We start from the raw sequence: 22,213 nt of genomic DNA on the forward strand, positions 1-22,213 counted from the left end.
AAACGAGCAAAAGGGGGAATGGCGAGATGTCATTCATCGTACTTTTTCTACTATATTTTCCTGAAGATAAAAGGGAGTACATCCCGGCGGCTATCACCACGGTGATTTTCTTTATTGCTGCGTTTATTTGTTTTCGTCTCATCGTGCGTGCGTCTAAGAAGCAGGAGCGGATAGATGAAAAAAGAACAAAAAAAATGGATTAATTATTTTCTTCTTGTATCTTCAGGAAATTTTACGGTGACGGTTGTTCCAGACTGCAGCGAGCTTTTGAAACGAATGGTTCCATGGTGATTTTCAATAATTGAAAATGTCACTGTCAGCCCAAGCCCAGTCCCTTTATTTTTCAAGGTGTAATACGGTTCGCCAAGCTTTTTCATTTGGCTTTCTGTCATACCTACACCGTTATCAACGAAATAAAGGCAGATTTTATGATTTTCTTTCGAAGCAAAAAGTTCAATTTTCCCTTCATGTTCGGGAGCTGCTTCTATCGCATTTTTGATTAAATTAATCATGACTTGCTTGATCTTCGTTACGTCACCTTGAATGTATAAGTCAGGTTCAATGGATTGATGAATCGTGACCGATTTAAAATTCGCATAGGATGTCATCAGTGATGCACATTCCTCAAGTAATTTAGATAGATTGAGAGATTCAATTTGATAATAGTTTTGTTTTGCGATGTCAAGATAACTCGTGATAATGTCCTGCGCCCGGTCTAATTCGGACAGAACGAGATTTTTATAATCTTTATTGGCAGGCGGCTCTTTTGTATGATCACTCGAAAAGAGCAATTGAATAAACCCTCTCACAACTGTCAGCGGATTGCGTACTTCATGGGCGACACTTGCAGCAAGTTCACTTACAATGGTCAGTTTTTCTGATTGGACAAGCTGTGTTCTCATTTCCGCATTTTCTTTAACGAATTCAATGGAATAGATACTGAGCACAAGAAAGAATATGTAGTAAAGAGTTGAGAAAAATAACTCAAGGAGCTTTTGCTGCATAATAAAAGCTGGGCTGTATGCCATTAAGCTGACCGCAAGCAGTCCAATGTAAATAAAGAATCCCTTAGATAAACCGATTAGCACTCCGTAAAAAAGCTTATTTGGCTTCGAATATTGATGCCATTTTCGGTAGAACAGGAACGGGATGAAAAAGTAAATTGGGACAACAATGAGTCCAATCCATAAGAAAGAGCCATACATCACGAATTTAACAATGATGCTTATCAAGATGGCAACGCTCCCCGCCATGTATCCTCCGTATAAAATAGCAAGTACAAGGGGAATGGATTGAAGCCCAGTCTGCAAATCTAAAATCGAACCAACTGGATACATAATACATAGTGCTGAAGAGATGGATGCGAATACTGTGATGAGCAGTTTATTCGTTTTTGGGAAATGAGCAGGGGTCCGGCTTAGCCATAGCGCATGATATAAAAAGATTGGAAATAGAATAAAAGATACATGGAGCAGAAAATCCTTGAACATTTCCATTTAAATGCTCTCCTCGTAAATAATAGTAATTCCTCTCATTATATCATTTCATGTACAAAGTAGATATGATAAAAGGAGGGTTTTTTTCTTTAAAAAGAACACCCGTTAGGATGTTCTTTCTACCGTATAGGTCTTATTCAGCTGATAGCGTGAACGCTTGATGAAGACGTTTCAGTCCTTCTTTGACTGTTGAAGCCGGACAGCCGAGATTCATCCGAATAAAGCCGTCTCCTTCGTGTCCGTACACGTGTCCAAGCTCTAGGATCACTTTCCCTTTCTTCAGCAGATTCCGCTTTAATTCCGCTTGACTGAATTGATAATCCCGAATGTCCAGCCACAATAAATAAGAAGCATCTGGTTTCATATAACGCATATTTGGAAGATATTCGTCGATATAGTCCATCGCCATCTTCATGTTGCCTTCGAGATAAAGAACAAGGGCATCAAGCCACTCATCCCCGTGGCGGTATGCTGCTTCCATCGCTGGAATCGCAAATGCATTCAGTTTGGACAGTCCGTTTCTTTGCAATTCATTGGTGAAAAGGGTTCTTTTTTCTTCATCTGAAATGATAATAGCAGATGCTTGGAGCCCCGCTAGATTAAAGGTTTTACTCGGCGCAATACACGTTACCGTTATATGTGCAATGTCGTCAGAAATGCTGGCTAAGGGCACATGCTGCTTCCCGTAAAGCATCAAATCCGAGTGAATCTCATCTGAAACAACTGTGACTCCATGCTTCACACATAGGTCTCCAACTCGCTTTAATTCCTCTTTTGACCAGGCTCTTCCGGACGGATTATGAGGATGGCAAAGGAACATGAGTTTTGCTTGTGGTCTGCTCAGTTTTTTCTCTAAATCATCAAAATCCATCATATAGCGGTTGTTTTCTATTTTTAAAGGATTGGTTGAGACTGTACGTCCATTTCGCTCAATCATTTGATAAAAAGGTGTATACACTGGTGACTGTATGACTACTTCGTCATGCGGTGCCGTAAAGGCTTGAACAGCAAAACTAAGTGCCGTCACGATACCTGGTGTGAAGGTGACGGCTTCTGTCTGAATGGTCCATCCATGTCTCCTTTTGAGCCATCCAGCTACTGCTTCCTGCGTATCCTGATCTTGAAATGCATAGCCAAATACACCATGATCTAATCGCTCTTTCAATGCATCAAGGACGACCTGCGGCGCTTTGAAATCCATATCGGCCACCCACATCGGGAGGGCATCCGTTGTTAGGAACAAAGACTCTGCTTGATCCCATTTCACTGATTTTGAACCTTTACGTATGATCTGTTCGTCGAAATTCATGAAACCCACCTCTAGCTGTTTTTCAACCATTCTTGGTTGTGCTAAAATAAACATCACAAAATTTATTATAAGCGGTGATACCGATGAAAGATAGTCAAGCTGTAGAAGAGATGATTCAATTTATTAAGGCATGGGACCCTTTTCATTATGGAGAGGATTTTTATGAAACGGAGCCTGTTGACGTCATCAGTGCATTATACGACGCAGAAGACCCGTTATCTTTAGCAAAAGAGATTCAAGCCATTTACCATCTCTCATTTGAACAGCTTCTTCCGATAGAAAGCTGTCAGCATATAGCGAATAAGCTTTTTGTCTTGCGAGACAGCAGCTCCTGTTCACGCTAAGACAGGCTGAAATGTCCGATTTGATCAGACACAAAGACCGGATTTTCCTCAGGAATGAGGTGGCCGGTTTTTTTTAATGCATGTAAGGTCGAATTTGGCAGATCTTTGTGCAGTCTTTCGCCTATTTGAATGGGAACGATTCGATCTTCCTCGCCCCAAATGAGCAGCACGGGTGTTTCCATTTTCTTTAAAACGTCCGAGGTTAAATCTCCTTCCCGGTGCCGAATCAAACGAAAGATTCCCCGAAAGATTTGATCATCTGAAAATGGCTTTAAATAGCCGTCCACCATCTCTTGATCAATGATGGAATGATCATGAACAACAGCTGTTAAATTTTTCATAATGCCCTGTTTTAAAAGCTTTCTTTTTAGATACAGATAAAAATAAGGAATATATGTGCTGTAAACAAGTGATCTTTTTGACTTATTCAAATATCCAGAGCTGCACAAAAGAACCGCCTTTTCAAATAGGTCCGGCCGTTCGGAAGCAGCGTATAAGGCGATCTGTCCGCCCATTGAATGACCCACGAGAATCGCATGCTGAATCTGTAAATAACCAGCTAACTCAATAATAATTTTACCCATGTTGCGATAGCTGTAAATAAACGTATTCGACTTCTCGGACTGTCCAAATGGGGGCAGATCAATCGCAATTAAATTGAAGTCCTGCTTTAGAAGCGGAATGAGTTTTCGATAGCTGAAGGTAGAAGAGAAGAGACCGTGAATTAAGATCAATGTCTTCTTGCCCTCATTTGGATAGTACTCGTAATAGATATCTAAACCGAATGTACTTTTCATATAAGCTGGCTGAACAATGTCCACATTCTTCACTCCGATACTTGATACTCTCTCTGTTAGGTGACTGTATTGTACCCTAAAAAGTGGATTTTAAGCTATTATTAGAATCTTTTCCCTGCTTAGCATAATGGGAAAAACGTGCTATAATGTTCAGAAGATTTTTTAAAACTAGCTTTTATAATCTGAGGTGTGAAATCAAATGAAACTAACAGAAAAAGAAACTGAAATATTAGAGATTTTAGATGAAAACAGCCGCGCCGATTTAAATACAATTGCAAAAATGGCAGGCGTGACAACAGAAGAAGCCGAAGCCATCATTCAAAAGCTTGAAGATCAAAAAGTCATTATTGATTATTCAACCATGATTGACTGGCGAAAAGTGGATGGTCATGAAGGCGTTACAGCAATGATTGATGTAAAAGTGACACCAAAAAGAGGCGTCGGATTTGATGAAATTGCTGAACGAATTTATCGGTTTCAGGAAGTGGAGTCTGTCTACCTCATGTCAGGTGTTTATGATCTTTCCGTTGTGATCCGCGGAAGATCAATGTCTGATATTGCCCGCTTCGTATCTGAAAAATTATCGACACTTGATTCCGTTGTTTCAACAACTACCCACTTTATTTTGAAAAGATATAAACATGATGGGAAAGTGTTTGAAACAGGAGACGATGACAAAAGAATCGTGGTGTCTCCTTAAATGAAAAAGTCTTATTTATCTGAAACGGTACAAAGCATTCAGCCGTCAGGTATTCGGAAATTCTTTGATTTGGCTGCCACAATGGAGGGGGTTATCTCCCTTGGTGTCGGCGAGCCAGATTTCGTGACAGCTTGGAATGTCAGAGAAGCAAGTATTATGTCATTAGAACAAGGACTGACCTCCTATACGGCGAATGCAGGTTTAATTTCTTTGCGAAAAGAACTGAGCCACTATTTATATAAGCGGTTTCACATTGACTACAGTCCAGAAGAAGAACTCATTATCACAGTTGGCGGAAGCCAGGCACTTGATTTGGCCTTTCGTGCGATTTTAAACAGCGGGGATGAAGTGATCATTCCAGAGCCTTGTTTCGTAGCATACGGGGCACTTACGACACTTGCAGGCGGAGTGCCTGTCTATTTAAGTACATCCGCTGAAAAAGATTTCAAAGCAGATTCTGCTGATCTTCGCACGAAACTGACACCGAAGACAAAAGCCATTTTGCTTTGCTCGCCATCAAATCCGACTGGGTCTGTTTATTCAAAGGAAGAGCTTGAAGATATTGCTCAATTTGCGAAAGAGCATGACCTGCTCATTATTACAGATGAGATTTATGCAGAGCTAACATACGATGAAGCTTTTACAAGCGTGGCGGCTATTCAGGATATGAAGGAAAGAACAATCTTGATTTCGGGCTTTTCTAAAGGGTTTGCCATGACGGGCTGGCGCTTAGGGTATGTGGCAGCACCACCTGTACTGCGCGATGCCATGCTGAAAATACATCAATATTCTATGATGTGCGCGCCGGCGATGGCACAATATGCGGCAGAAGAAGCATTAAAAAATGGGCTTGAAGATGTAGAGAAAATGAAGAAAAGCTATAGAAGGCGCCGTAATTTGTTTGTCGGTTCCCTTAATGAACTAGGACTCACATGCCACCAGCCAAACGGAGCATTTTACGCGTTCCCATCGATTAAAAGCACAGGCATGACATCAGAACAATTTGCTGAGGAGCTGCTCCTAAGTGAAAAAGTCGCTGTTGTTCCTGGGAATGTATTCGGACCGAGCGGTGAGGGTCATATTCGCTGTTCATATGCTTCGTCACTTGATCATCTTCAGGAATCACTTTCAAGAATTCAGCGCTTTTTGCAGGCTCGACAAGTGAAGGAAGCAGCATCAGCCATTTTAAAATAAAAAAAGGCATCAATCCAAATGGACTCATGCCTCACAAATTAGGGGGGAATACTAGAAAGCATTCTTGTTTTCAGGTATTCCCCCTTTTGATCTGATCTAAACCCATTTAAAAAATATTTTGCGTAACTGCCCGTTCTGTGATATAGTTTTTAATTGCGTATAAACGAATATTAAAACATTTATTTAGGAGTTGTTATCATGGCGACAAAGTTTGAAGTAGGCAGTGTTTACACTGGTAAAGTAACAGGATTACAAGCGTATGGTGCGTTTGTTGCATTAGATGAAGAAACTCAAGGACTTGTGCATATTTCTGAAGTAACACATGGCTTTGTAAAAGACATCAACGAGCACCTTTCAATTGGTGACGAAGTACAAGTAAAAGTTCTTTCTGTTGATGAAAATGCAGGTAAAATCAGCCTTTCTATCCGTGCGACACAAGAAGCACCTGAAAGAAAAGAAAGCAAGCCAAAGAAACAAAGACCACAGCAAGTGAAAGAAGAAGCTGCTGCACCACAAGGTTTCAATACGCTTAAAGATAAACTTGAAGAGTGGATTGAGCAATCAAACCGTAAAGATCTTATCAAGAAATAATAAAAAAGCACCGCTTCAAACGGTGCCTTAGATTGTTGACAAAGGGCTAAAATGATCTTTATTTTAGCCCTTTGTCTTCTTTTTCAGTGTGATAGAAAACCTTTGAAATCTAGGAAGGGCGAGCACTGGAGCGGAGCGAATTTAGAATTCGTGAGCACCAGCGCGCAGACCTGACAAAGAATGCGAGGGTTTGTCTACACGCTGAGGCTGCCTCATGTAGGCAGCCTTTTTTATGTCCTTCTATTTAACGAACTTCTGGATTCGGCTCGTCACGGCGAACAGCTTCTTCGCTTGGCTTGAACAACAGACCAAGGTTGACAAGACCTGCAATTCCAACAAGACCATAAATAATACGTGATAATGCAGAACCTTGTCCGCCAAAGATCGCTGCTACTAAGTCAAATTGAAAAAAGCCGATTAGTCCCCAGTTAATAGCACCGATAATCGTGAGCACGAGGGCAATACGCTGAATAGCACTCATCGTGATTCCTCCTTTCGCTACAGCATCAATACATTTATATTTTGCAGATTTTTAGCCAAACTATGCGTAAGAAAATGGATGAAAGCAAATTACTTTACTTTTGGAATGAATGAGGCGCATAATGTAGCGCGAGGAGGAGATCACATGGATCGATTTACTTATTGGAACCCAACGAAATTAATTTTTGGAAAGGGAGAAGTATCAGCCCTTTCAGATGAACTCAAACACTACGGAAAAAACGTATTACTTGTATATGGTGGAGGCAGTATTAAACGAAACGGCCTTTATGACCAAGTTGTCAGCATCCTAAAAGAATCAGGGGCTGCCATCACTGAACTTGCTGGTGTGGAGCCAAACCCGCGCTTAACAACAGTAAGAAAAGGGGTCGAGCTTTGCAAAGAGAACGATATTGATTTTATTTTGGCAGTTGGCGGCGGCAGTGTCATTGATGCGACAAAAGCAATCGCAGCTGGTGCGAAGTACGATGGAGATGCTTGGGATATCGTGACACGTAAGCACGTTCCTATGGAAGCTATTCCGTTCGGGACTGTGTTGACACTTGCCGCAACAGGCTCTGAAATGAACTCTGGATCAGTTATCACAAACTGGGAAACAAATGAGAAGTATGGCTGGGGAAGTCCAGCAGTTTTCCCGAAATTCTCTATTCTGGATCCAGTCAATACATTCACTGTGCCTAAAAACCATACGATTTATGGCATGGTTGACATGATGTCGCATGTGTTCGAACAATATTTCCATCACACGGAAAATACGCCTTATCAAGATCGTATGTGTGAAGGACTTCTTCGCACTGTCATTGAAACGGCACCGAAGTTGATCAACGATCTAGAGAACTACGAGCTGCGTGAAACCATTTTATTCACTGGCACAATTGCGCTTAATGGAATGCTTTCAATGGGGGCACGTGGTGACTGGGCATCTCATAACATTGAGCATGCAGTATCTGCTGTCTATGATATTCCTCATGCAGGCGGGCTTGCAATCTTGTTCCCGAACTGGATGAAGCATGTGATTCAAGAAAACCCAGGCCGCTTTAAACAACTAGCGGTGCGAGTATTCGATGTAGACCCTGAGGGCAAAACAGACGAAGAGGTCGGTTTAGAAGGTATCGACAGGCTATCAGCTTTCTGGACAAGTCTTGGTGCGCCAAGCCGTTTAGCGGATTATGACATCAGCGATGAGAAAATTGACTTGATTGCAGACCGTGCAATGGCACGTGGTGAATTTGGTCAATTTAAAAAGCTAAACAAAGAAGATGTTCTAGCTATTCTAAACGCTTCTTTATAATCGAACATCCAAAAGATAGCTGCTTTTAGCAGCTATCTTTTTTGAGTTCATCGTGTACATATGTTACAGTAGTCTTTCATGTTTTTGGATATATTCGTTGTAAGGAGATGTTTCAACAGATGGAGAATTTTATTTACTACAATCCAACAAAATTAATGTTTGGAAAAGGACAACTAGAAGGACTCAAAAGCGAACTCGCTCGTTATGGAAAACGAGTGTTACTTGTATATGGCGGAGGCAGCATTAAGAAAAATGGTCTTTATGACAATGTCATCAGTGCGTTAAATGAAGCAGGTGCTGAAGTGTTTGAGCTGTCTGGCGTTGAACCAAACCCGCGCCTCACAACAGTAAAAAAGGGAATCGATATCTGCCAGAAGGAGAACATTGATTTCTTATTAGCTGTTGGCGGAGGCAGTGTCATCGACTGTACAAAAGCGATTGCAGCTGGAGCAGAGTATGACGGTGATGTGTGGGATATTATTTCAAAGAAAACAACTGCTCAAAAAGCACTGCCGTTTGGCACAGTGCTGACACTTGCAGCAACTGGTTCAGAAATGAACCCAGACTCTGTTATCACAAACTGGGAAACGAATGAAAAATATGTGTGGGGCAGCTCAGTCACTCACCCTGCTTTTTCGATTCTAGACCCTGAGCATACGTATTCTGTGCCAGAAAACCAGACAGTGTATGGTATGGTCGATATGATGAGCCACGTTTTTGAGCAATACTTCCATAATGTAAAAAACACGCCTTTACAGGATCGGATGTGTTTTGCTGTTCTTCAAACGGTCATCGAGACAGCACCAAAACTGCTGGAGGACTTACAAAACTATGAGCATCGTGAAACGATTCTCTATGCAGGAACGATTGCCCTAAATGGCACGCTACAAATGGGTTACTTTGGCGACTGGGCGTCCCATACGATTGAGCATGCTGTATCGGCTGTCTATGACATTCCGCATGCAGGCGGGCTTGCTATCCTCTTCCCAAACTGGATGCGCCACACGCTTGATCATAATGTGGAACGTTTTAAAAACCTTATGCTGAACATGTTTGACATCGAAACAGAAGGAAAGTCAGATCGTGACATCGCATTAGAAGGAATCGACAAACTGTCAGCGTTCTGGACAAGTCTTGGTGCACCAAGCCGTTTAGCTGATTATGACATTGGTGAGGATCAGCTGGACAAAATTGCCGACATTGCAGCAAAAGAAATGGAATATGGTGGTTTTGGAAACTTTATGAAACTTAACCGTGATGACATTCTATCGATTTTGAAAGCTTCTTTATAATCCAGATTGCCGCTTCTCCGAATGAGAGGCGGCTTTTTGCTATGCCAGTGACGATCACTTGATTTCAAAAGCTAGTTCCGCTAAAGTGAAAGGGACAGAACTAACGTAATGGAGGGCTTACAAGCGATGACACATATTCAATTTGACTACTCGAAAGCGTTACCTTTCTTTCAAGAACATGAGCTTACATATTTAAAAGATTTTGTGAAGGTGGCCCATCATAATATTCATGAACAAACGGGTGCAGGTAGTGATTATTTAGGCTGGGTCGACTTGCCGAAGCAATATGACCGCGAAGAATTTGCCCGCATTAAAAAAAGTGCAGATAAAATTAAGTCTGACTCTGACGTCCTGCTTGTTGTCGGAATCGGCGGCTCTTATCTAGGCGCACGTGCGGCGATTGAGTTTTTGAACCATTCTTTCTATAACACTTTGCCAAAAGGCAAGCGCAAGACACCACAAATCATTTTTATTGGAAACAACATTAGTTCTTCTTATTTAACAGATGTGATGGATCTATTGGAAGATGCAGATTTCTCCATTAACGTGATTTCAAAATCTGGTACAACAACAGAGCCAGCCATTGCGTTCCGCATCTTTAAAAAGCTTCTCATTGAAAAATACGGTGCTGAAGAAGCGAAAAAACGTATTTATGCGACAACTGACAAGGCACGCGGTGCACTGAAAACATTAGCAACTGAAGAAGGCTATGAATCATTTATCATCCCTGATGATGTAGGTGGACGCTATTCTGTATTAACAGCAGTCGGTCTTTTGCCAATCGCTGTGAGCGGTGCAGACATTGATCAGATGATGGAAGGTGCGGCAAAAGCAAGCGAAGACTTCGCTTCATCTGAGCTTTCTGAAAATGCGGCTTACCAATATGCTGTCGTCCGCAATGTCCTTTACAATAAAGGCAGAACGATTGAAATGCTGATTAACTATGAGCCAGGCCTGCAATATTTCGCAGAATGGTGGAAGCAATTATTCGGTGAAAGTGAAGGCAAAGATGAAAAAGGAATCTATCCTTCATCTGCTAACTTCTCAACAGATCTTCATTCACTTGGCCAATATGTTCAAGAAGGAAGAAGAGACTTGTTCGAAACAATCGTCAATGTAGACAAGCCTCGACATGAGCTTGTGATTGAAGCAGAAGAACAAGACCTTGATGGCTTGAACTATCTGGCAGGAAAAACGGTTGATTTCGTCAATAAAAAAGCATTTGAAGGAACGATGCTTGCCCATACAGATGGAAAAGTACCGAACCTTATCGTGACAATTCCTGAGATGAATGCTTATACATTTGGATACCTTGTGTACTTCTTTGAGAAAGCATGTGCGATGTCTGGATATTTACTAGGCGTCAATCCATTCGATCAGCCTGGAGTAGAAGCTTATAAAGTGAATATGTTTGCTTTACTAGGCAAACCGGGCTTCGAAGAGAAAAAAGCAGAGCTTGAAAGCCGTTTAAAACAATCATAAGACGAAAAAGCACTCCTTTACATAAAGGTGTGCCTTTTTTGTTTTCTTCAGGTTCCTGTGCAAGCTTTCCTATGTTCTGTACATAGAATAATAAATGGAGGAGGGTGAAAAATGAGGACGAATCATGTCTATATTCATGATATTTCTGGCCAGGCAATCGTGAACTTTGGCAATGTCAGACGCATTTGTTCTATGAGTGCTACGAAGGAAACAGCAGGTTCTGGCAGCGATAACGAGACGAATCAATTATCCAATCAAAGCCTATTTGATGCGGCGTTTACAAACAATGCACAAATCACGAAGGGCTAATGTATGAATTCCTCTCTTTAACGAACCCTATACAAAAAGGAGGGTTTCGTATGATTCATGTACCATCCAGACTGCCTGGTGAAAGCTTTTCACTTTACCATTTAGAAGAAACAATGAAGCCGCTCGGTTATGTCATTAATGGCAACTGGGATTATGATCACGGATATTTTGATTATAAAATTGATAACCGTGATGGCTATACCTTTCTCAGAGTTCCTTTTACAGCTGAGAAAGGTCAGCTGGATCAGCCAGGTGTTGTGGTGAAACTGGGACATCCATTTCTCTTAAAGCATGTATATCAAGACAAGTTAGATGATCATGCGATGGTTGGAAATGTAGGCGCTTCGTTTAACCAATTCCAAGAACCAAAAGAGAAAGATGGGGATGTATCAAAGGCTTATGCTGAGATTGGCTTTTCGCTCGTCAAGGAATTAGAAGACGCACTGCTTTAAAGGCTGATCAGTTCATCCTCTGGATGAAGCTCATAGCCAAAGGGAGGATTCATCATGGGTCCTTCTTTTTTTTGTACGCCGACGATGATCACATGATGCTCTAAAAAGTGATGGAGCGCTGTTAAGAATGTTTCTCCGGTTAATGAAGCTGGTACAGGTATGATGGTGACGTGTTTATGCAACGTCATATGTCGTTTTTTCTTAAACGCCGTAAGTTGTTCCTTTATTAGAAAATGTTCAACCATTAAATGATTGACAGCATCAGAGGTATGAATGACTTGGTTGGCGCCAGCACGCTCGGCATTTTTCACGTAACGATCTGTTAAGATTTCAATCAGACAATATAGGGAAGGATTTAATCCTTTTGCAGCAAGTAAAGTTAAAACACTCTGCATATCGGCTGTCACTTCATTTTCATGCTGATCTGCCGTTATCATCAGTGCATCTGCACCGGTAATATTGGCTTTGCGAAGTGTGACGTCTTCAGTTCCATGTCCTTTAATAAAATGAACATTCTCTAAAAGAGGACCCTCTTTCAAGGAGTCATCAATCAGCACAATCGGCATGGCTGGATCAATCGTTTGAAACGACTGAAGCAGTTTGTTCGTCTTCTCATTCCAGCCGACGATAATCAGGTGTCCTTTCCCCTTAAAGGCTACCTTGCCTTCAACATAATGGTGCTGTTTGCTGAACACAGCGGCGGCAAGTGTGGCGAAATAAGCGGTGACAAAGCTGGCTCCGATAAAAATGAGCACCATACCTGCCACCTGCCCTGGCATGGTTTGCGGCACAAAATCACCGTAGCCAACCGTAGAGACTGTAATGAGCGCCCACCAGATCCCATCAAAGATCGTATGATACTGCTTCGGTTCAAGCAAAACGATTAATTGTCCAAAAAAGAGAAGCAAAAAACAGATAATGATGGCAATTCGAAGATAAAGCGGCCACCTTAGCCAAGCGATAAAGATACGGTTTGATTTCATCGGACTCTTCCTTTCAGGAGACTGCTAATATCAGTATGCCCGATTGAGAACACATTTTTTCATCTTTGTCATGTATTGAAATAGAACCCATATCTTAAAATAAGGGAGAAGAAGGAGGAAATTCGAATGTCGTTCGTTCAAAAGACCGTACTTCTTTTTATTGGTGTGCACTTTTTATCATCAGCTGTCATCTTACTCGTGTTTGATTTAAATGCTGTGAATCATTTTATGAATGATTTTTCATGGCTGCACTTTTTTCAAGACCTTTATGGTACAGTGACCTTTTATACAGCATGCTTAGGTGTGTTCTTCTTTCTCATTGGTGCGATTTTTCCCCTAAAAAAGACCTAGTGCTTTTTGCTGTACATGGTACATAAAAGTCATTAAAATTGTAAATAAATATATAAAATAAAAAGGAAGCTGATGAGCATGCTGTTTTTTTATTTTTTAACATTTGCCGCATTGGGATTATCATTTTGGGCACAATTTAAAGTGAAGAATAATTTTGAAAAGTATTCAAAGGTGGAAGCATCCAGTATGAAAACAGGTGCTGAAACCGCTCGATATATTTTAGATCGCAACGGGTTATACGATGTGCCCGTTGAACCGGTAAGAGGAACTTTGACTGATCATTACGACCCGACACAGCGTGTGGTTCGTTTATCTGAACCTGTGTACTACGGCCACTCCATTTCGGCCATTTCAGTTGCATCACACGAGGTTGGACATGCCTTGCAGCATCAGGAATCCTATGGTGCGCTTGTTTTGAGACATAAGATCTTTCCTGTCGTGAACTTTGCATCTGGTGTTGCTCCGCTTCTTTTCCTTGGTGGAATTTTGCTCAGCAGCCTTAACTTAATCGGGCTTGGGATCATTTTATTCTCAGCAGCTGTATTCTTTCAGCTTGTGACATTGCCTGTCGAGTTTAATGCAAGTTCTCGTGCAAAAGATATCATTGTTTCAGAAGGAATCATTAGAAGCAGTGAAGAAAGAGGCGTGAACAAGGTGTTAAATGCTGCAGCTCTGACTTACGTAGCAGCGGCCCTTGTCTCTCTGTTTGAATTGCTCCGTTTTGTAATGATCTTCCTAAATGGCCGTAATGATTAATTGATGCCAGAGGAGGTGAGCCCTTACCAGTGATAGGTAAGGGTTTTTTTGTATATTTTAAACGTATTTTTAGTCATTTTACTCATTGCTGCAACAGCTTTTTTTGTTGTCACTGAATTTGCGATTGTGAAAATTAGAGGCTCTAAAATCAACCAGCTGATTGAGAGCGGTGATAAGAGAGCCATCCATGTTCAAAAGCTGATATCAAATCTCGACGAATATTTATCGGCCTGCCAACTTGGCATTACCATCACAGCTTTAGGCCTAGGGTGGCTGGGTGAGCCGACGGTGGAGCATTTTCTGCATCCGCTTTTTGAAAAAATCGGGCTTCATTCCGCATTAACTGACATCCTTTCGTTTATCATCGCGTTTGTGATCATTACATTTTTACATGTTGTTGTTGGAGAACTGGCGCCTAAAACGATTGCCATTCAAAAGGCAGAGGCCGTCAGCCTTGTGACAGCAAAACCACTCATCTTTTTCTATAAAGTCATGTACCCGTTTATTAAGGCATTAAATGGTGCAGCACGAGGCATTGTGAAATTATTTGGTTTTCATTCTGTCAAAGAACATGAAGTGGCGATCAGTGAGGAAGAATTGCGTCTCATTTTATCTGAAAGCTATGAGAAGGGTGAGATTAACCTATCTGAGTACAAATATGTGAATAAAATCTTTGAATTTGATAACCGAGTGGCGAGAGAGATCATGATTCCGCGTACAGAAATTTCAGCTATAGAGATTGAACAGACCCTGGATGATGTGACTCATTATATGCTGAACGAAAGGTACACGCGCTACCCTGTTATTAAAGAAGACAAAGATCATGTGATAGGTGTTATTAATAGCAAAGATGTATTTAAAGCGAGTTTTCTAAATCAAGATGTATCTATTGAAGACTTAATGCGTCCGGTGATCCGAGTCATTGAAAGCACCCCTGTTCAAGAATTGCTCATTTTGATGCAAAAGGAGCGAATCCATATGTCAGTGCTCGTAGACGAATACGGAGGTACAGCGGGACTTGTCACAGTGGAAGACATATTAGAGGAAATTGTTGGAGAGATTCGAGATGAATATGATCAGGATGAAACACCTCACATTGTTAAAAAAGGTGATTTCCATTATGTGATGGATGGGAAAGCATTAATTGATGAAGTAAATGATTTATTGGATTTAGCCATTGAGAATGATGATGTTGATACAATTGCAGGCTGGATGATGACGCATAAATTTGATTTTGACATTGGAGATACGATTGAAGCAGAAGGCTGTGAATTTACGATCATTGATGCTGAAGACCACCATATTCGAACCATTGAAGTCAAAAAGGTTCACTTTTCTTAAAAACCTCGTATTGCTTGACGAGGTTTTTTTGCTTGGTAAACTTTAGGTAAGAAGATTTGTTTCATTTAAAAAGGGTATGGATTTATAGAAACGTCAAAAAGGGGCAGCTCATATGAAAAAAATCAATGTACAAACAGACAGACGCGATGACATGATCGACGTCACACACGAGGTTCTCCAATATGTCAAGGAAACAGGCATACAAAACGGAACTGTCATCGTCTATTGTCCACATACAACAGCAGGGATCACCATTAATGAAAATGCGGATCCAGATGTGAAACGGGATATGCTTCGCCGGCTTGATGAAGTCTTCCCGTGGGAACATCCAAAGGATCGCCATATGGAAGGAAATACGGCAGCACATATGAAATCGAGTTATATGGGGGCGTCTCAGCATGTTCTCATTCATGATGGAGATCTTGTACTTGGCACGTGGCAGGGAATCTATTTCTGTGAGTTTGACGGGCCGAGACATCGTCATTTTTATGTACAAGTGTCGTCAAACGAGTAAGAGATGGGGGAAGTAAATGGGGGATATCAAAAAGTTACTGCAGATTGAACATGGAATCATCCAAGCGCCAATGGCAGGAGGAGCTGTAACACCGCAGCTGGCAGCCGCTGTTTCGGAATACGGAGGGCTTGGCAGCCTGGCAAGTGGATATGTGCAGCCTGACCATTTGAGACAGCAGATTAGACAGGTCAAACAACTGACATCTCGCCTGTTTCAGGTCAATGTGTTTGTACCAGAGCCAATTCTAGAAGTGAAAAAAGAGGATGTGGCATTTTGGGAAAAGAGACTGCCTGCATGCCCGTCAGCAGATAGGATGCCGACTGAAGAGGAATTATGGGATGATTTTGAACAGAAAATCAACATTCTTCTGGAAGAAGACGTTCCGATCGTTTCCTTTACCTTTGCTTGTCCAAATGAACAAACGATTCAGCGCTTAAAACAAAAGGGGATTCTTTTAATCGGAACGGCGACTACAAAAGAGGAAGCACTGCTTTTAGAGGATAAAGGAATGGATGCCATTGTTTTGCAAGGAAGTGAAGCAGGGGGGCATCGCGGCACATTTTTACGTGCAAAAGGAGACGCACTGCTGGGACTGATCAGTTTGATCTCTGATGTCAAACCGCTCTGCCGCGTGCCATTGATTGCCGCCGGAGGCATCACGGACCGAGCAGGTGTGAAAGCAGTGCTAGCGCTTGGGGCAGATGCGGTTCAAATCGGCACAAGGTTTTTAGCCAGCCAGGAAAGTGCTGCGGCAGAGGTATACAAGAAGGCCATTTTACAGGCAGAAGGCAGTGAAACAAGGGTGACAAGGCTTTTTTCTGGGAAAAGAGCGAGAGGCATTGTGAATCAGTGGATGGAGGATGAAAGCCAGCATGAAGATAGGGTTCTTCCTTATCCGGTTCAGCATGTATGGACAACACCGATGCGAAAAGCAGCCGCTGCCGGCGGTAACCCTGAACAAATGGCTCTGTGGGCAGGACAGGGCGTTGGACGTATTCACTCGATTTTAACCGTTGAAGACATCATGCATGAACTGACGCAGATATAAAATCATGACGGGTGGTGTGACGGATGGACATCTTAAAACATTCTTACCGAAAAAAAGGTCAGATTGAATTCTGGTTTGATGATTTTCCTCATTCTCCTGCCGTCCTTACGCCCATTCGTCACTACTATTTTGTTCGATACGTGAAATGGAGCCGGCACGATCCACCGGTCACAAGAAAAGATTTAGAAGAAATGGAGATCCTTGCTAACACGATGCTTGGCACACTCCAAAATTATCGTAAACGCAAGGCATACAAAAGCCCCTTGTCATAACCAATAGACAAGAGGCTTTTTTTAGCTGCCAAACATTTGCCTGAGATAAATCACATCCATCCGGGTAGTCTGCGGTAATAAATAAGCGGATTGAACCGCACCTGGCCGTCTTCTCTTATTCAGTTTGTCGATAATTTCTGCCGCTGTTAAAATTCCAAGCCCATGACCGTAATATTGATCTTCTCCTAAGTAAATCACATTTTCCCCGCGCCATTGCGACTGCTGATAGCTAAACTCTGGATTTTCAAAATATAAGCAATCCCCATAGATAAAATCATTTCCGCGCTCTGTATAAATTGACAAAGTATCATAGTGCCAGTCATACAGTGTTAAACTGCGAAGTCTTCGATTAAACTTCTCCTCGCCTACTGTTTGCAAGACCCCCATATAAAACACAATGACAATCGCCGTTGCACATTCAAATGCATATTTTGAACCATTTTCAAAAATGTCTTTAATGCCTCTAGAAGGCTCGACTTGATAGCGCAGCTCTAGTGCTCCTGCTTCTGATACACGCCAAAACGCATCATTTGCACGCGATCTTTGAAAGATGGCAAATGAGGCACCGCTTTTATTCAAATCTCTTGCAGCATTCATAATGTTGGATCTTAAAGTGACTTCAAATAACAAATCAGATGCTTGCCTATAGCGGAACGTATCATTCGAGGCCTGTAACTGCATCAAAATGATCCGCTTTTGTCCTTCTAGCTGAAACGATGCCAGCTGCTCATTTGTCACTGGCTGTCCTGAAAGGATAATCATATGAAAAGCGCCCCCTTTTGTATTAGCGTATGCAGGGTGCTTGGGCAAGGAATCAATTTGTGAAAATAAACAAAAAGTCATCCTTTTTATTTGAAAAACATGAAAATAATATCAAGCCGTCCGATATATAAAATAACGTTTAAAAGGAGGAAAAACATGAAAAGTGTAATAAAATGGTTGAAAAAACCATCGATTTCTAAAAGATTGATTATTTCATTCACACTTGTTCTCGTCTTGCCCATTATTACACTCAGTACGATTTCATATCAGATTGCCAAAGAAGAACTAGATCATGAAATCATGTACGGAGCAAATGCAAGAGTCAATGAACTGAATGACATGATCGAGCAAAAGCTTTCGAATAAGGAAAATGCGGTGAAACTTTTTACTGAAACATCTACTGCTGCAGACTTTAAAAAGAAAAACCAGGACGAACTGTATGAGCATCTTGAGATATACAGCAAAATCAATGAAGAAGATGTGGTTGGTTTTTATGCAGCAAGTAAAAATCGTGATTTCATTCAGTTTCCTAATGTAGACATGCCAAAAGGCTTTGATCCAACAACACGCGATTGGTATCAGCAAGCGATGCAGAATGAAAAAGGAGAGCCAGTTGTCACCAATCCATACATCTCTGCTACAACAAACGGCATGGTAGTCACGATTGCCCAGCGTCTGAAGGACGGGTCGGGAGCGATCGGAATTGACATTGATGTGCAAGACATTGTAGATAAAATAAAAGATATTAAAATTGGACGAGAAGGGTATCCAATTATTGCAAATAAAAACAAACAAATTGTAGCCCATCCAGAAGAAAAATCAGGATCTACGGTCACAGAAAATATTTCATCTATCCTTTACAGCGGCAAAGAAGGAACATCAACTTATGAGAATAAAGGAGAACAAAAACGTATCGTTTTTGTAACAAATGATTTAACAGGTTGGAAAATTGCTGGAACGATGTTTGTATCAGAAACAGAAGAAGCAGCACAGCCAGTTTGGAATTCTGCCATTATTCTTTTAATTTCTTCATTTATTCTTGGCGGTGTCGCTATCTTCTTCATCGTTCGCTCGATCACAATTGGACTGAGAAGGCTCGTTGATTTCTCAGAAAAAGTGAGTGAAGGGGATTTAACAGAAACCCTTGAAACGAAATCGAAGGATGAGATAGGAGATCTCACAAGAAGCTTCAGCAAGATGAGTGAATCACTTCGTGACGTCATTCGTGCTGTACAGCAATCTGTCGACAATGTGGCTTCGGCTTCAGAGGAGCTGACGGCAAGTGCCAGCCAAACGAGTCAAGCAACAGAGCATATCACGATGTCGATTGAACAATTTTCAAATGGAAATGAAGCACAAAACGAGAAAGTAGAATCTAGTACGAATCAGCTTGTGGCAATGAACGAAGGATTACAAGATATGTCACAAACCTCATCTGAAGTGGCTGCCGTCTCACTTCAATCAACAGAGGCGGCTGGTCAAGGCGGACGAATTGTTGAAAGCACAGCGAGCCAAATGAAACATATTGATACATCTGTACAAGAAGCAGAACAGGTCATGAAAGAATTAGAATACAAGTCTAAAGATATTACGAGTATTTTAAATGTCATTAACGGCATTGCGGATCAAACGAATTTACTTGCGCTTAATGCAGCAATCGAAGCAGCAAGAGCAGGTGAATCGGGACGCGGCTTCTCCGTCGTTGCAGAAGAAGTGAGAAAACTAGCTGTCCAATCCGCAGATTCAGCGAAAGAAATTGAGAAGCTTATCCAAGAAATTGTGTTAGAAATTGCTAAATCTCAAGATATGTTCAAAGCAGTCAATCGAGAAGTAAACGCAGGACTCGGTATGACAGAAGAAGCAAAAGAAAGCTTCCGGCACATTTATGAGGCGGCAGAAGGAATGTCGAAAAAACTGTCGCAATTAAACGATACAGCCATTGACCTATCGAGCGGTTCAAAGCTTGTTTCACAAGCGATGCAGGAGATGCGCCAAGTCTCTAGAGAAAGCGCAGCAAACATTCAGGACATTGCGGCTTCCGCAGAAGAGCAGCTAGCATCTATGGAAGAAATCACATCTTCTTCTGTGACACTTGCCAACATGGCAGAGGAACTAAAAGAGCTCACAAGTCAATTTAAAATTAATTAAATAATGATGAAAAAATATCCAGAATTGTCTGGGTATTTTTTTTATTTTTAAACGACATTTCCAGTCTCTAAAAATAAACCTTTCATCCGATAATAACTTTAGAGAAGTAAAGGGGGAAAGTTAAAATGGGAAAAATGATCCAATGGTTCAAAAAACCATCCATTTCAAAGAAATTAATCATTGCTTTTTTGGTAGTCCTAATCCTGCCAACCGTTGCACTGACAATTAGTGCGTTTTTCACATCAAAGACAGAGCTAGACAAACAGATTATGGGCAGTGCGATGAGTCAGGTCAATGCATTTGATACTTTAATCAATGAGAATATTGGAAACAAAGCAGATGCTGTGACACTGTTTGCAGACTCACTCAAAGCGTCTAACCTTCAAGAAAAAAATAGAAATGCGACCATTAAAGAATTACAGCAATTTGGAAAAATTAATGAAAAAGATGTTTCTGCGATCTATGCAGGCTCTGAAAAGGGATTGTTTATGCAATATCCAGTTCAAAAGATGCCGGATGGCTACGATCCAAGAGAACGTCCTTGGTATCAAGAGGCATTGAAAGCAGAAAACGGCAAACAAGTCATCACAAAACCATATGTAGCAGCATCCACAGGCAAAATGGTGATCACAATTGCCCAAAAGATGAAAGATGGTTCAGGAGTCATTGGTCTTGATATGGAAATTGATAGCCTGCTCCAAAAACTTAAAGAAATCAAAATTGGGCAAAAAGGCTATGCTTTTATCATGGAGGAAGATAAAACCGTTTTAGCAGATCCAACCCAAAAGTCAGGAAGTCAGGTCAATGAGAATCTGGCCAGTATTATTTTTAAAAACAAAGAAGGAAGCGGCAGCTATACCCTCAAAGGAACAGATAAAAAGGTTGCATATGTCACCAATGAATTAACCGGCTGGAAAATTGGTGGAACGATGCTCGTATCTGAGGTAGAAGAAGCGGCAAAGCCCGTTTTCAATACAGCCATTATCGTATTCAGTGTCACACTCATTGTAGCAGGAACCCTCATTTTCTTTATCGTCCGCTCAATTTCAAAAAGATTATCCAATCTTGCCCGCTTCTCGAAAAAAGTCAGCGAAGGTGATTTACGCGATAAGCTTCAAATCCAATCAGATGACGAAATTGGACAAGTTGGTAAAGGCTTTAATACGATGATTGACTCATTGCGATCTCTCATTGGAGCCGTTCAAGCTTCAGTCGAAAATGTCGCATCTTCATCAGAAGAACTGACTGCCAGCGCAGGACAGACAAGTAAAGCAACAGAGCATATTACATTAGCCATTGAACAATTCTCCAGCGGAAATGAAAGTCAAAATGATAAAGTCGAATTGAGCTCAGTCGAGCTAGAAGAAATGAACCGTGGTCTTCAAAATATGAATGAATCGGCCGAATCTATTACTGCTTCATCGATCAAATCAACAGATATCGCAGGAGAAGGCGGACAGCTTGTTGAAAAAACGGCTTCTCAAATGAATGTCATTGATCAGTCCGTGAAAAAGGCAGAGAACGTCATCAGTGCGCTTGAAAGTAAATCTAAAGACATTACCCAAATTCTTGGTGTCATCAATGGAATTGCCGATCAAACGAATTTACTTGCACTAAATGCAGCAATTGAGGCAGCAAGAGCTGGTGAATCTGGCAGAGGCTTCTCCGTTGTAGCTGAAGAAGTAAGAAAACTGGCTGTTCAATCTGCCAACTCGGCAAAAGAAATTGAGAATTTGATCAAAGAAATCGTGCAAGATATCGACGTATCACAGGAAGTATTCACTGCGGTGAATCGAGAAGTTCAATCAGGCCTAAGCTTCACTGAACAAACGAAAGTAAGCTTCCACAATATTTTCGAAATGACAAAAGAAATTTCTAACCAGCTTCAAACAATGAATCAAACCGTTGTCCAGCTTTCAAAAGGCTCTGCACATGTGTCAGAGGCTGTTCGTGAGATCGCAGACGTATCACGTGAAAGCTCGGCAAATATTCAAGACATTGCTGCTTCAGCAGAAGAGCAGCTGGCATCAATGGAAGAAATCAGCTCGTCCTCTGCCACTCTCTCTTCGATGGCAGAAGAATTACGCGATTTAATTAGCAAATTTAAGGTTGAATAGACAGGAAGAAAAGAGCCTCCAGCTAGAGGCTCTTTTTCATTGGATAAATCAAAAGGAATGGGTAATTATACTTATTTTTGTTTTTCTTGAACATTATTCCTTGAAAAATAATTCATATTACCTAAGAATAGAAGAGAAAGATCACAAAACATAAATCAAAAGGAGT

The 22,213-nt window shown here is 41.3% G+C and carries 24 protein-coding genes; 18 read left to right on the forward strand and 6 right to left on the reverse strand.

Annotation, left to right across the window (positions count from 1 at the left end; genetic code table 11):
* Positions 1-26 precede the first annotated feature (26 nt).
* Positions 27-203, forward strand: a complete 177-nt coding sequence (locus V6Z54_RS11730; RefSeq protein ID WP_162860193.1) for a hypothetical protein — start codon at positions 27-29, stop codon at positions 201-203.
* Here V6Z54_RS11730 and V6Z54_RS11735 read toward each other — a convergent pair whose 3' ends face one another.
* Complete coding sequence (locus V6Z54_RS11735) at positions 204-1,496, reverse strand: HAMP domain-containing sensor histidine kinase (RefSeq protein WP_073979087.1); 1,293 nt, start codon at positions 1,494-1,496, stop codon at positions 204-206.
* A 133-nt stretch (positions 1,497-1,629) separates the two neighbouring features.
* Positions 1,630-2,805, reverse strand: coding sequence for a MalY/PatB family protein (locus tag V6Z54_RS11740; RefSeq protein ID WP_338527347.1), 1,176 nt, complete (start codon positions 2,803-2,805; stop codon positions 1,630-1,632).
* Positions 2,806-2,888: 83 nt separating this feature from the next.
* Here V6Z54_RS11740 and V6Z54_RS11745 point away from each other — a divergent pair, with 83 nt between their 5' ends.
* The gene (locus V6Z54_RS11745) at positions 2,889-3,149 is read left to right on the forward strand and encodes a DUF1871 family protein (protein ID WP_041088500.1); all 261 of its coding nucleotides are present in this window, start codon (positions 2,889-2,891) and stop codon (positions 3,147-3,149) included.
* Here V6Z54_RS11745 and V6Z54_RS11750 read toward each other — a convergent pair.
* Complete coding sequence (locus V6Z54_RS11750) at positions 3,146-3,970, reverse strand: alpha/beta hydrolase (protein WP_041088502.1); 825 nt, start codon at positions 3,968-3,970, stop codon at positions 3,146-3,148. The genes V6Z54_RS11745 and V6Z54_RS11750 overlap by 4 nt on opposite strands.
* Before the next feature lie 175 nt (positions 3,971-4,145).
* Here V6Z54_RS11750 and V6Z54_RS11755 point away from each other — a divergent pair, with 175 nt between their 5' ends.
* From V6Z54_RS11755 to yugI, 3 genes are all read left to right on the forward strand, one after another.
* Positions 4,146-4,646, forward strand: coding sequence for an Lrp/AsnC family transcriptional regulator (locus tag V6Z54_RS11755; RefSeq protein ID WP_003213765.1), 501 nt, complete (start codon positions 4,146-4,148; stop codon positions 4,644-4,646).
* Positions 4,647-5,840: an aminotransferase gene (locus V6Z54_RS11760; RefSeq protein ID WP_041088504.1), complete on the forward strand. Its 1,194-nt coding sequence runs from the start codon at positions 4,647-4,649 to the stop codon at positions 5,838-5,840.
* 198 nt (positions 5,841-6,038) lie between these two features.
* Positions 6,039-6,431, forward strand: a complete 393-nt coding sequence (gene yugI / locus V6Z54_RS11765) for a S1 domain-containing post-transcriptional regulator GSP13 (RefSeq protein WP_008345795.1) — start codon at positions 6,039-6,041, stop codon at positions 6,429-6,431.
* Positions 6,432-6,675: 244 nt separating this feature from the next.
* Here the strand turns inward: yugI and V6Z54_RS11770 are convergent, their stop codons facing one another.
* Positions 6,676-6,912: a DUF378 domain-containing protein gene (locus V6Z54_RS11770; protein WP_003212952.1), complete on the reverse strand. Its 237-nt coding sequence runs from the start codon at positions 6,910-6,912 to the stop codon at positions 6,676-6,678.
* Between the two features lie 144 nt (positions 6,913-7,056).
* Here V6Z54_RS11770 and V6Z54_RS11775 point away from each other — a divergent pair, with 144 nt between their 5' ends.
* The 5 genes from V6Z54_RS11775 to V6Z54_RS11795 all read left to right on the forward strand — a co-directional run bounded on the left by V6Z54_RS11775 (position 7,057) and on the right by V6Z54_RS11795 (position 11,755).
* Complete coding sequence (locus V6Z54_RS11775) at positions 7,057-8,220, forward strand: iron-containing alcohol dehydrogenase (RefSeq protein WP_338527348.1); 1,164 nt, start codon at positions 7,057-7,059, stop codon at positions 8,218-8,220.
* 119 nt (positions 8,221-8,339) lie between these two features.
* Positions 8,340-9,512, forward strand: coding sequence for an iron-containing alcohol dehydrogenase (locus V6Z54_RS11780; protein ID WP_041088509.1), 1,173 nt, complete (start codon positions 8,340-8,342; stop codon positions 9,510-9,512).
* Positions 9,513-9,638: 126 nt separating this feature from the next.
* A complete protein-coding gene (locus tag V6Z54_RS11785) occupies positions 9,639-10,994 on the forward strand; it encodes a glucose-6-phosphate isomerase (protein WP_073979090.1) in 1,356 nt (451 codons plus the stop codon).
* Between the two features lie 111 nt (positions 10,995-11,105).
* A complete protein-coding gene (locus V6Z54_RS11790; protein ID WP_338527349.1) occupies positions 11,106-11,303 on the forward strand; it encodes a spore germination protein in 198 nt (65 codons plus the stop codon).
* A 50-nt stretch (positions 11,304-11,353) separates the two neighbouring features.
* Positions 11,354-11,755, forward strand: coding sequence for a YugN-like family protein (locus V6Z54_RS11795; RefSeq protein WP_041088513.1), 402 nt, complete (start codon positions 11,354-11,356; stop codon positions 11,753-11,755).
* Here V6Z54_RS11795 and V6Z54_RS11800 read toward each other — a convergent pair.
* On the reverse strand, positions 11,752-12,738 hold the full coding sequence (locus V6Z54_RS11800; RefSeq protein ID WP_073979091.1) for a potassium channel family protein: 987 nt from the start codon (positions 12,736-12,738) through the stop codon (positions 11,752-11,754). The two genes, V6Z54_RS11795 and V6Z54_RS11800, sit on opposite strands and share 4 nt — an antisense overlap.
* Before the next feature lie 126 nt (positions 12,739-12,864).
* Between V6Z54_RS11800 and V6Z54_RS11805 the strand changes: the two genes are divergently transcribed.
* The 6 genes from V6Z54_RS11805 (at position 12,865) to V6Z54_RS11830 (ending at position 17,020) form a co-directional block, all read left to right on the forward strand.
* Positions 12,865-13,089: a hypothetical protein gene (locus V6Z54_RS11805; protein WP_041088517.1), complete on the forward strand. Its 225-nt coding sequence runs from the start codon at positions 12,865-12,867 to the stop codon at positions 13,087-13,089.
* Positions 13,090-13,170: 81 nt separating this feature from the next.
* Positions 13,171-13,845 carry a zinc metallopeptidase gene (locus V6Z54_RS11810; protein ID WP_024423288.1) on the forward strand — a complete coding sequence of 225 codons (675 nt, stop codon included), beginning with the start codon at positions 13,171-13,173 and terminating at the stop codon, positions 13,843-13,845.
* A 48-nt stretch (positions 13,846-13,893) separates the two neighbouring features.
* Positions 13,894-15,186 carry a hemolysin family protein gene (locus tag V6Z54_RS11815; protein WP_073979092.1) on the forward strand — a complete coding sequence of 431 codons (1,293 nt, stop codon included), beginning with the start codon at positions 13,894-13,896 and terminating at the stop codon, positions 15,184-15,186.
* A gap of 112 nt (positions 15,187-15,298) precedes the next feature.
* Complete coding sequence (locus tag V6Z54_RS11820; RefSeq protein WP_338527350.1) at positions 15,299-15,700, forward strand: secondary thiamine-phosphate synthase enzyme YjbQ; 402 nt, start codon at positions 15,299-15,301, stop codon at positions 15,698-15,700.
* A gap of 16 nt (positions 15,701-15,716) precedes the next feature.
* Positions 15,717-16,748: a nitronate monooxygenase gene (locus V6Z54_RS11825; protein ID WP_338527351.1), complete on the forward strand. Its 1,032-nt coding sequence runs from the start codon at positions 15,717-15,719 to the stop codon at positions 16,746-16,748.
* A 23-nt stretch (positions 16,749-16,771) separates the two neighbouring features.
* Positions 16,772-17,020 carry a hypothetical protein gene (locus V6Z54_RS11830; protein WP_058838062.1) on the forward strand — a complete coding sequence of 83 codons (249 nt, stop codon included), beginning with the start codon at positions 16,772-16,774 and terminating at the stop codon, positions 17,018-17,020.
* A 21-nt stretch (positions 17,021-17,041) separates the two neighbouring features.
* On the opposite strand, the gene V6Z54_RS11835 is transcribed toward V6Z54_RS11830, so the two are convergent.
* On the reverse strand, positions 17,042-17,782 hold the full coding sequence (locus V6Z54_RS11835) for a protein-glutamine gamma-glutamyltransferase (protein WP_034282523.1): 741 nt from the start codon (positions 17,780-17,782) through the stop codon (positions 17,042-17,044).
* 156 nt (positions 17,783-17,938) lie between these two features.
* Here V6Z54_RS11835 and V6Z54_RS11840 point away from each other — a divergent pair, with 156 nt between their 5' ends.
* Positions 17,939-19,930: a methyl-accepting chemotaxis protein gene (locus tag V6Z54_RS11840; protein ID WP_041088528.1), complete on the forward strand. Its 1,992-nt coding sequence runs from the start codon at positions 17,939-17,941 to the stop codon at positions 19,928-19,930.
* Positions 19,931-20,055: 125 nt separating this feature from the next.
* A complete protein-coding gene (locus V6Z54_RS11845) occupies positions 20,056-22,047 on the forward strand; it encodes a methyl-accepting chemotaxis protein (protein WP_041088530.1) in 1,992 nt (663 codons plus the stop codon).
* Positions 22,048-22,213: the final 166 nt, after the last annotated feature.

The sequence above is a fragment of the Bacillus sp. MAG717A genome (assembly GCF_036884855.1).
Taxonomy (GTDB): Bacteria; Bacillota; Bacilli; order Bacillales; family Bacillaceae; genus Bacillus; species Bacillus safensis.

Excerpts from the sequence above, each read along its gene's own strand:
- V6Z54_RS11770 (WP_003212952.1), bottom strand. The coding sequence starts at position 6,912 with ATGAGTGCTATTCAGCGTATTGCCCTCGTGCTCACGATTATCGGTGCT.
- yugI (WP_008345795.1), top strand. The coding sequence starts at position 6,039 with ATGGCGACAAAGTTTGAAGTAGGCAGTGTTTACACTGGTAAAGTAACA.
- V6Z54_RS11740 (WP_338527347.1), bottom strand. The coding sequence starts at position 2,805 with ATGAATTTCGACGAACAGATCATACGTAAAGGTTCAAAATCAGTGAAA.
- V6Z54_RS11735 (WP_073979087.1), bottom strand. The coding sequence starts at position 1,496 with ATGGAAATGTTCAAGGATTTTCTGCTCCATGTATCTTTTATTCTATTT.
- V6Z54_RS11785 (WP_073979090.1), top strand. The coding sequence starts at position 9,639 with ATGACACATATTCAATTTGACTACTCGAAAGCGTTACCTTTCTTTCAA.
- V6Z54_RS11745 (WP_041088500.1), top strand. The coding sequence starts at position 2,889 with ATGAAAGATAGTCAAGCTGTAGAAGAGATGATTCAATTTATTAAGGCA.
- V6Z54_RS11795 (WP_041088513.1), top strand. The coding sequence starts at position 11,354 with ATGATTCATGTACCATCCAGACTGCCTGGTGAAAGCTTTTCACTTTAC.
- V6Z54_RS11760 (WP_041088504.1), top strand. The coding sequence starts at position 4,647 with ATGAAAAAGTCTTATTTATCTGAAACGGTACAAAGCATTCAGCCGTCA.
- V6Z54_RS11780 (WP_041088509.1), top strand. The coding sequence starts at position 8,340 with ATGGAGAATTTTATTTACTACAATCCAACAAAATTAATGTTTGGAAAA.
- V6Z54_RS11805 (WP_041088517.1), top strand. The coding sequence starts at position 12,865 with ATGTCGTTCGTTCAAAAGACCGTACTTCTTTTTATTGGTGTGCACTTT.
- V6Z54_RS11820 (WP_338527350.1), top strand. The coding sequence starts at position 15,299 with ATGAAAAAAATCAATGTACAAACAGACAGACGCGATGACATGATCGAC.
- V6Z54_RS11845 (WP_041088530.1), top strand. The coding sequence starts at position 20,056 with ATGGGAAAAATGATCCAATGGTTCAAAAAACCATCCATTTCAAAGAAA.
- V6Z54_RS11835 (WP_034282523.1), bottom strand. The coding sequence starts at position 17,782 with ATGATTATCCTTTCAGGACAGCCAGTGACAAATGAGCAGCTGGCATCG.
- V6Z54_RS11825 (WP_338527351.1), top strand. The coding sequence starts at position 15,717 with ATGGGGGATATCAAAAAGTTACTGCAGATTGAACATGGAATCATCCAA.
- V6Z54_RS11775 (WP_338527348.1), top strand. The coding sequence starts at position 7,057 with ATGGATCGATTTACTTATTGGAACCCAACGAAATTAATTTTTGGAAAG.
- V6Z54_RS11755 (WP_003213765.1), top strand. The coding sequence starts at position 4,146 with ATGAAACTAACAGAAAAAGAAACTGAAATATTAGAGATTTTAGATGAA.
- V6Z54_RS11830 (WP_058838062.1), top strand. The coding sequence starts at position 16,772 with ATGGACATCTTAAAACATTCTTACCGAAAAAAAGGTCAGATTGAATTC.
- V6Z54_RS11840 (WP_041088528.1), top strand. The coding sequence starts at position 17,939 with ATGAAAAGTGTAATAAAATGGTTGAAAAAACCATCGATTTCTAAAAGA.
- V6Z54_RS11730 (WP_162860193.1), top strand. The coding sequence starts at position 27 with ATGTCATTCATCGTACTTTTTCTACTATATTTTCCTGAAGATAAAAGG.
- V6Z54_RS11800 (WP_073979091.1), bottom strand. The coding sequence starts at position 12,738 with ATGAAATCAAACCGTATCTTTATCGCTTGGCTAAGGTGGCCGCTTTAT.
- V6Z54_RS11790 (WP_338527349.1), top strand. The coding sequence starts at position 11,106 with ATGAGGACGAATCATGTCTATATTCATGATATTTCTGGCCAGGCAATC.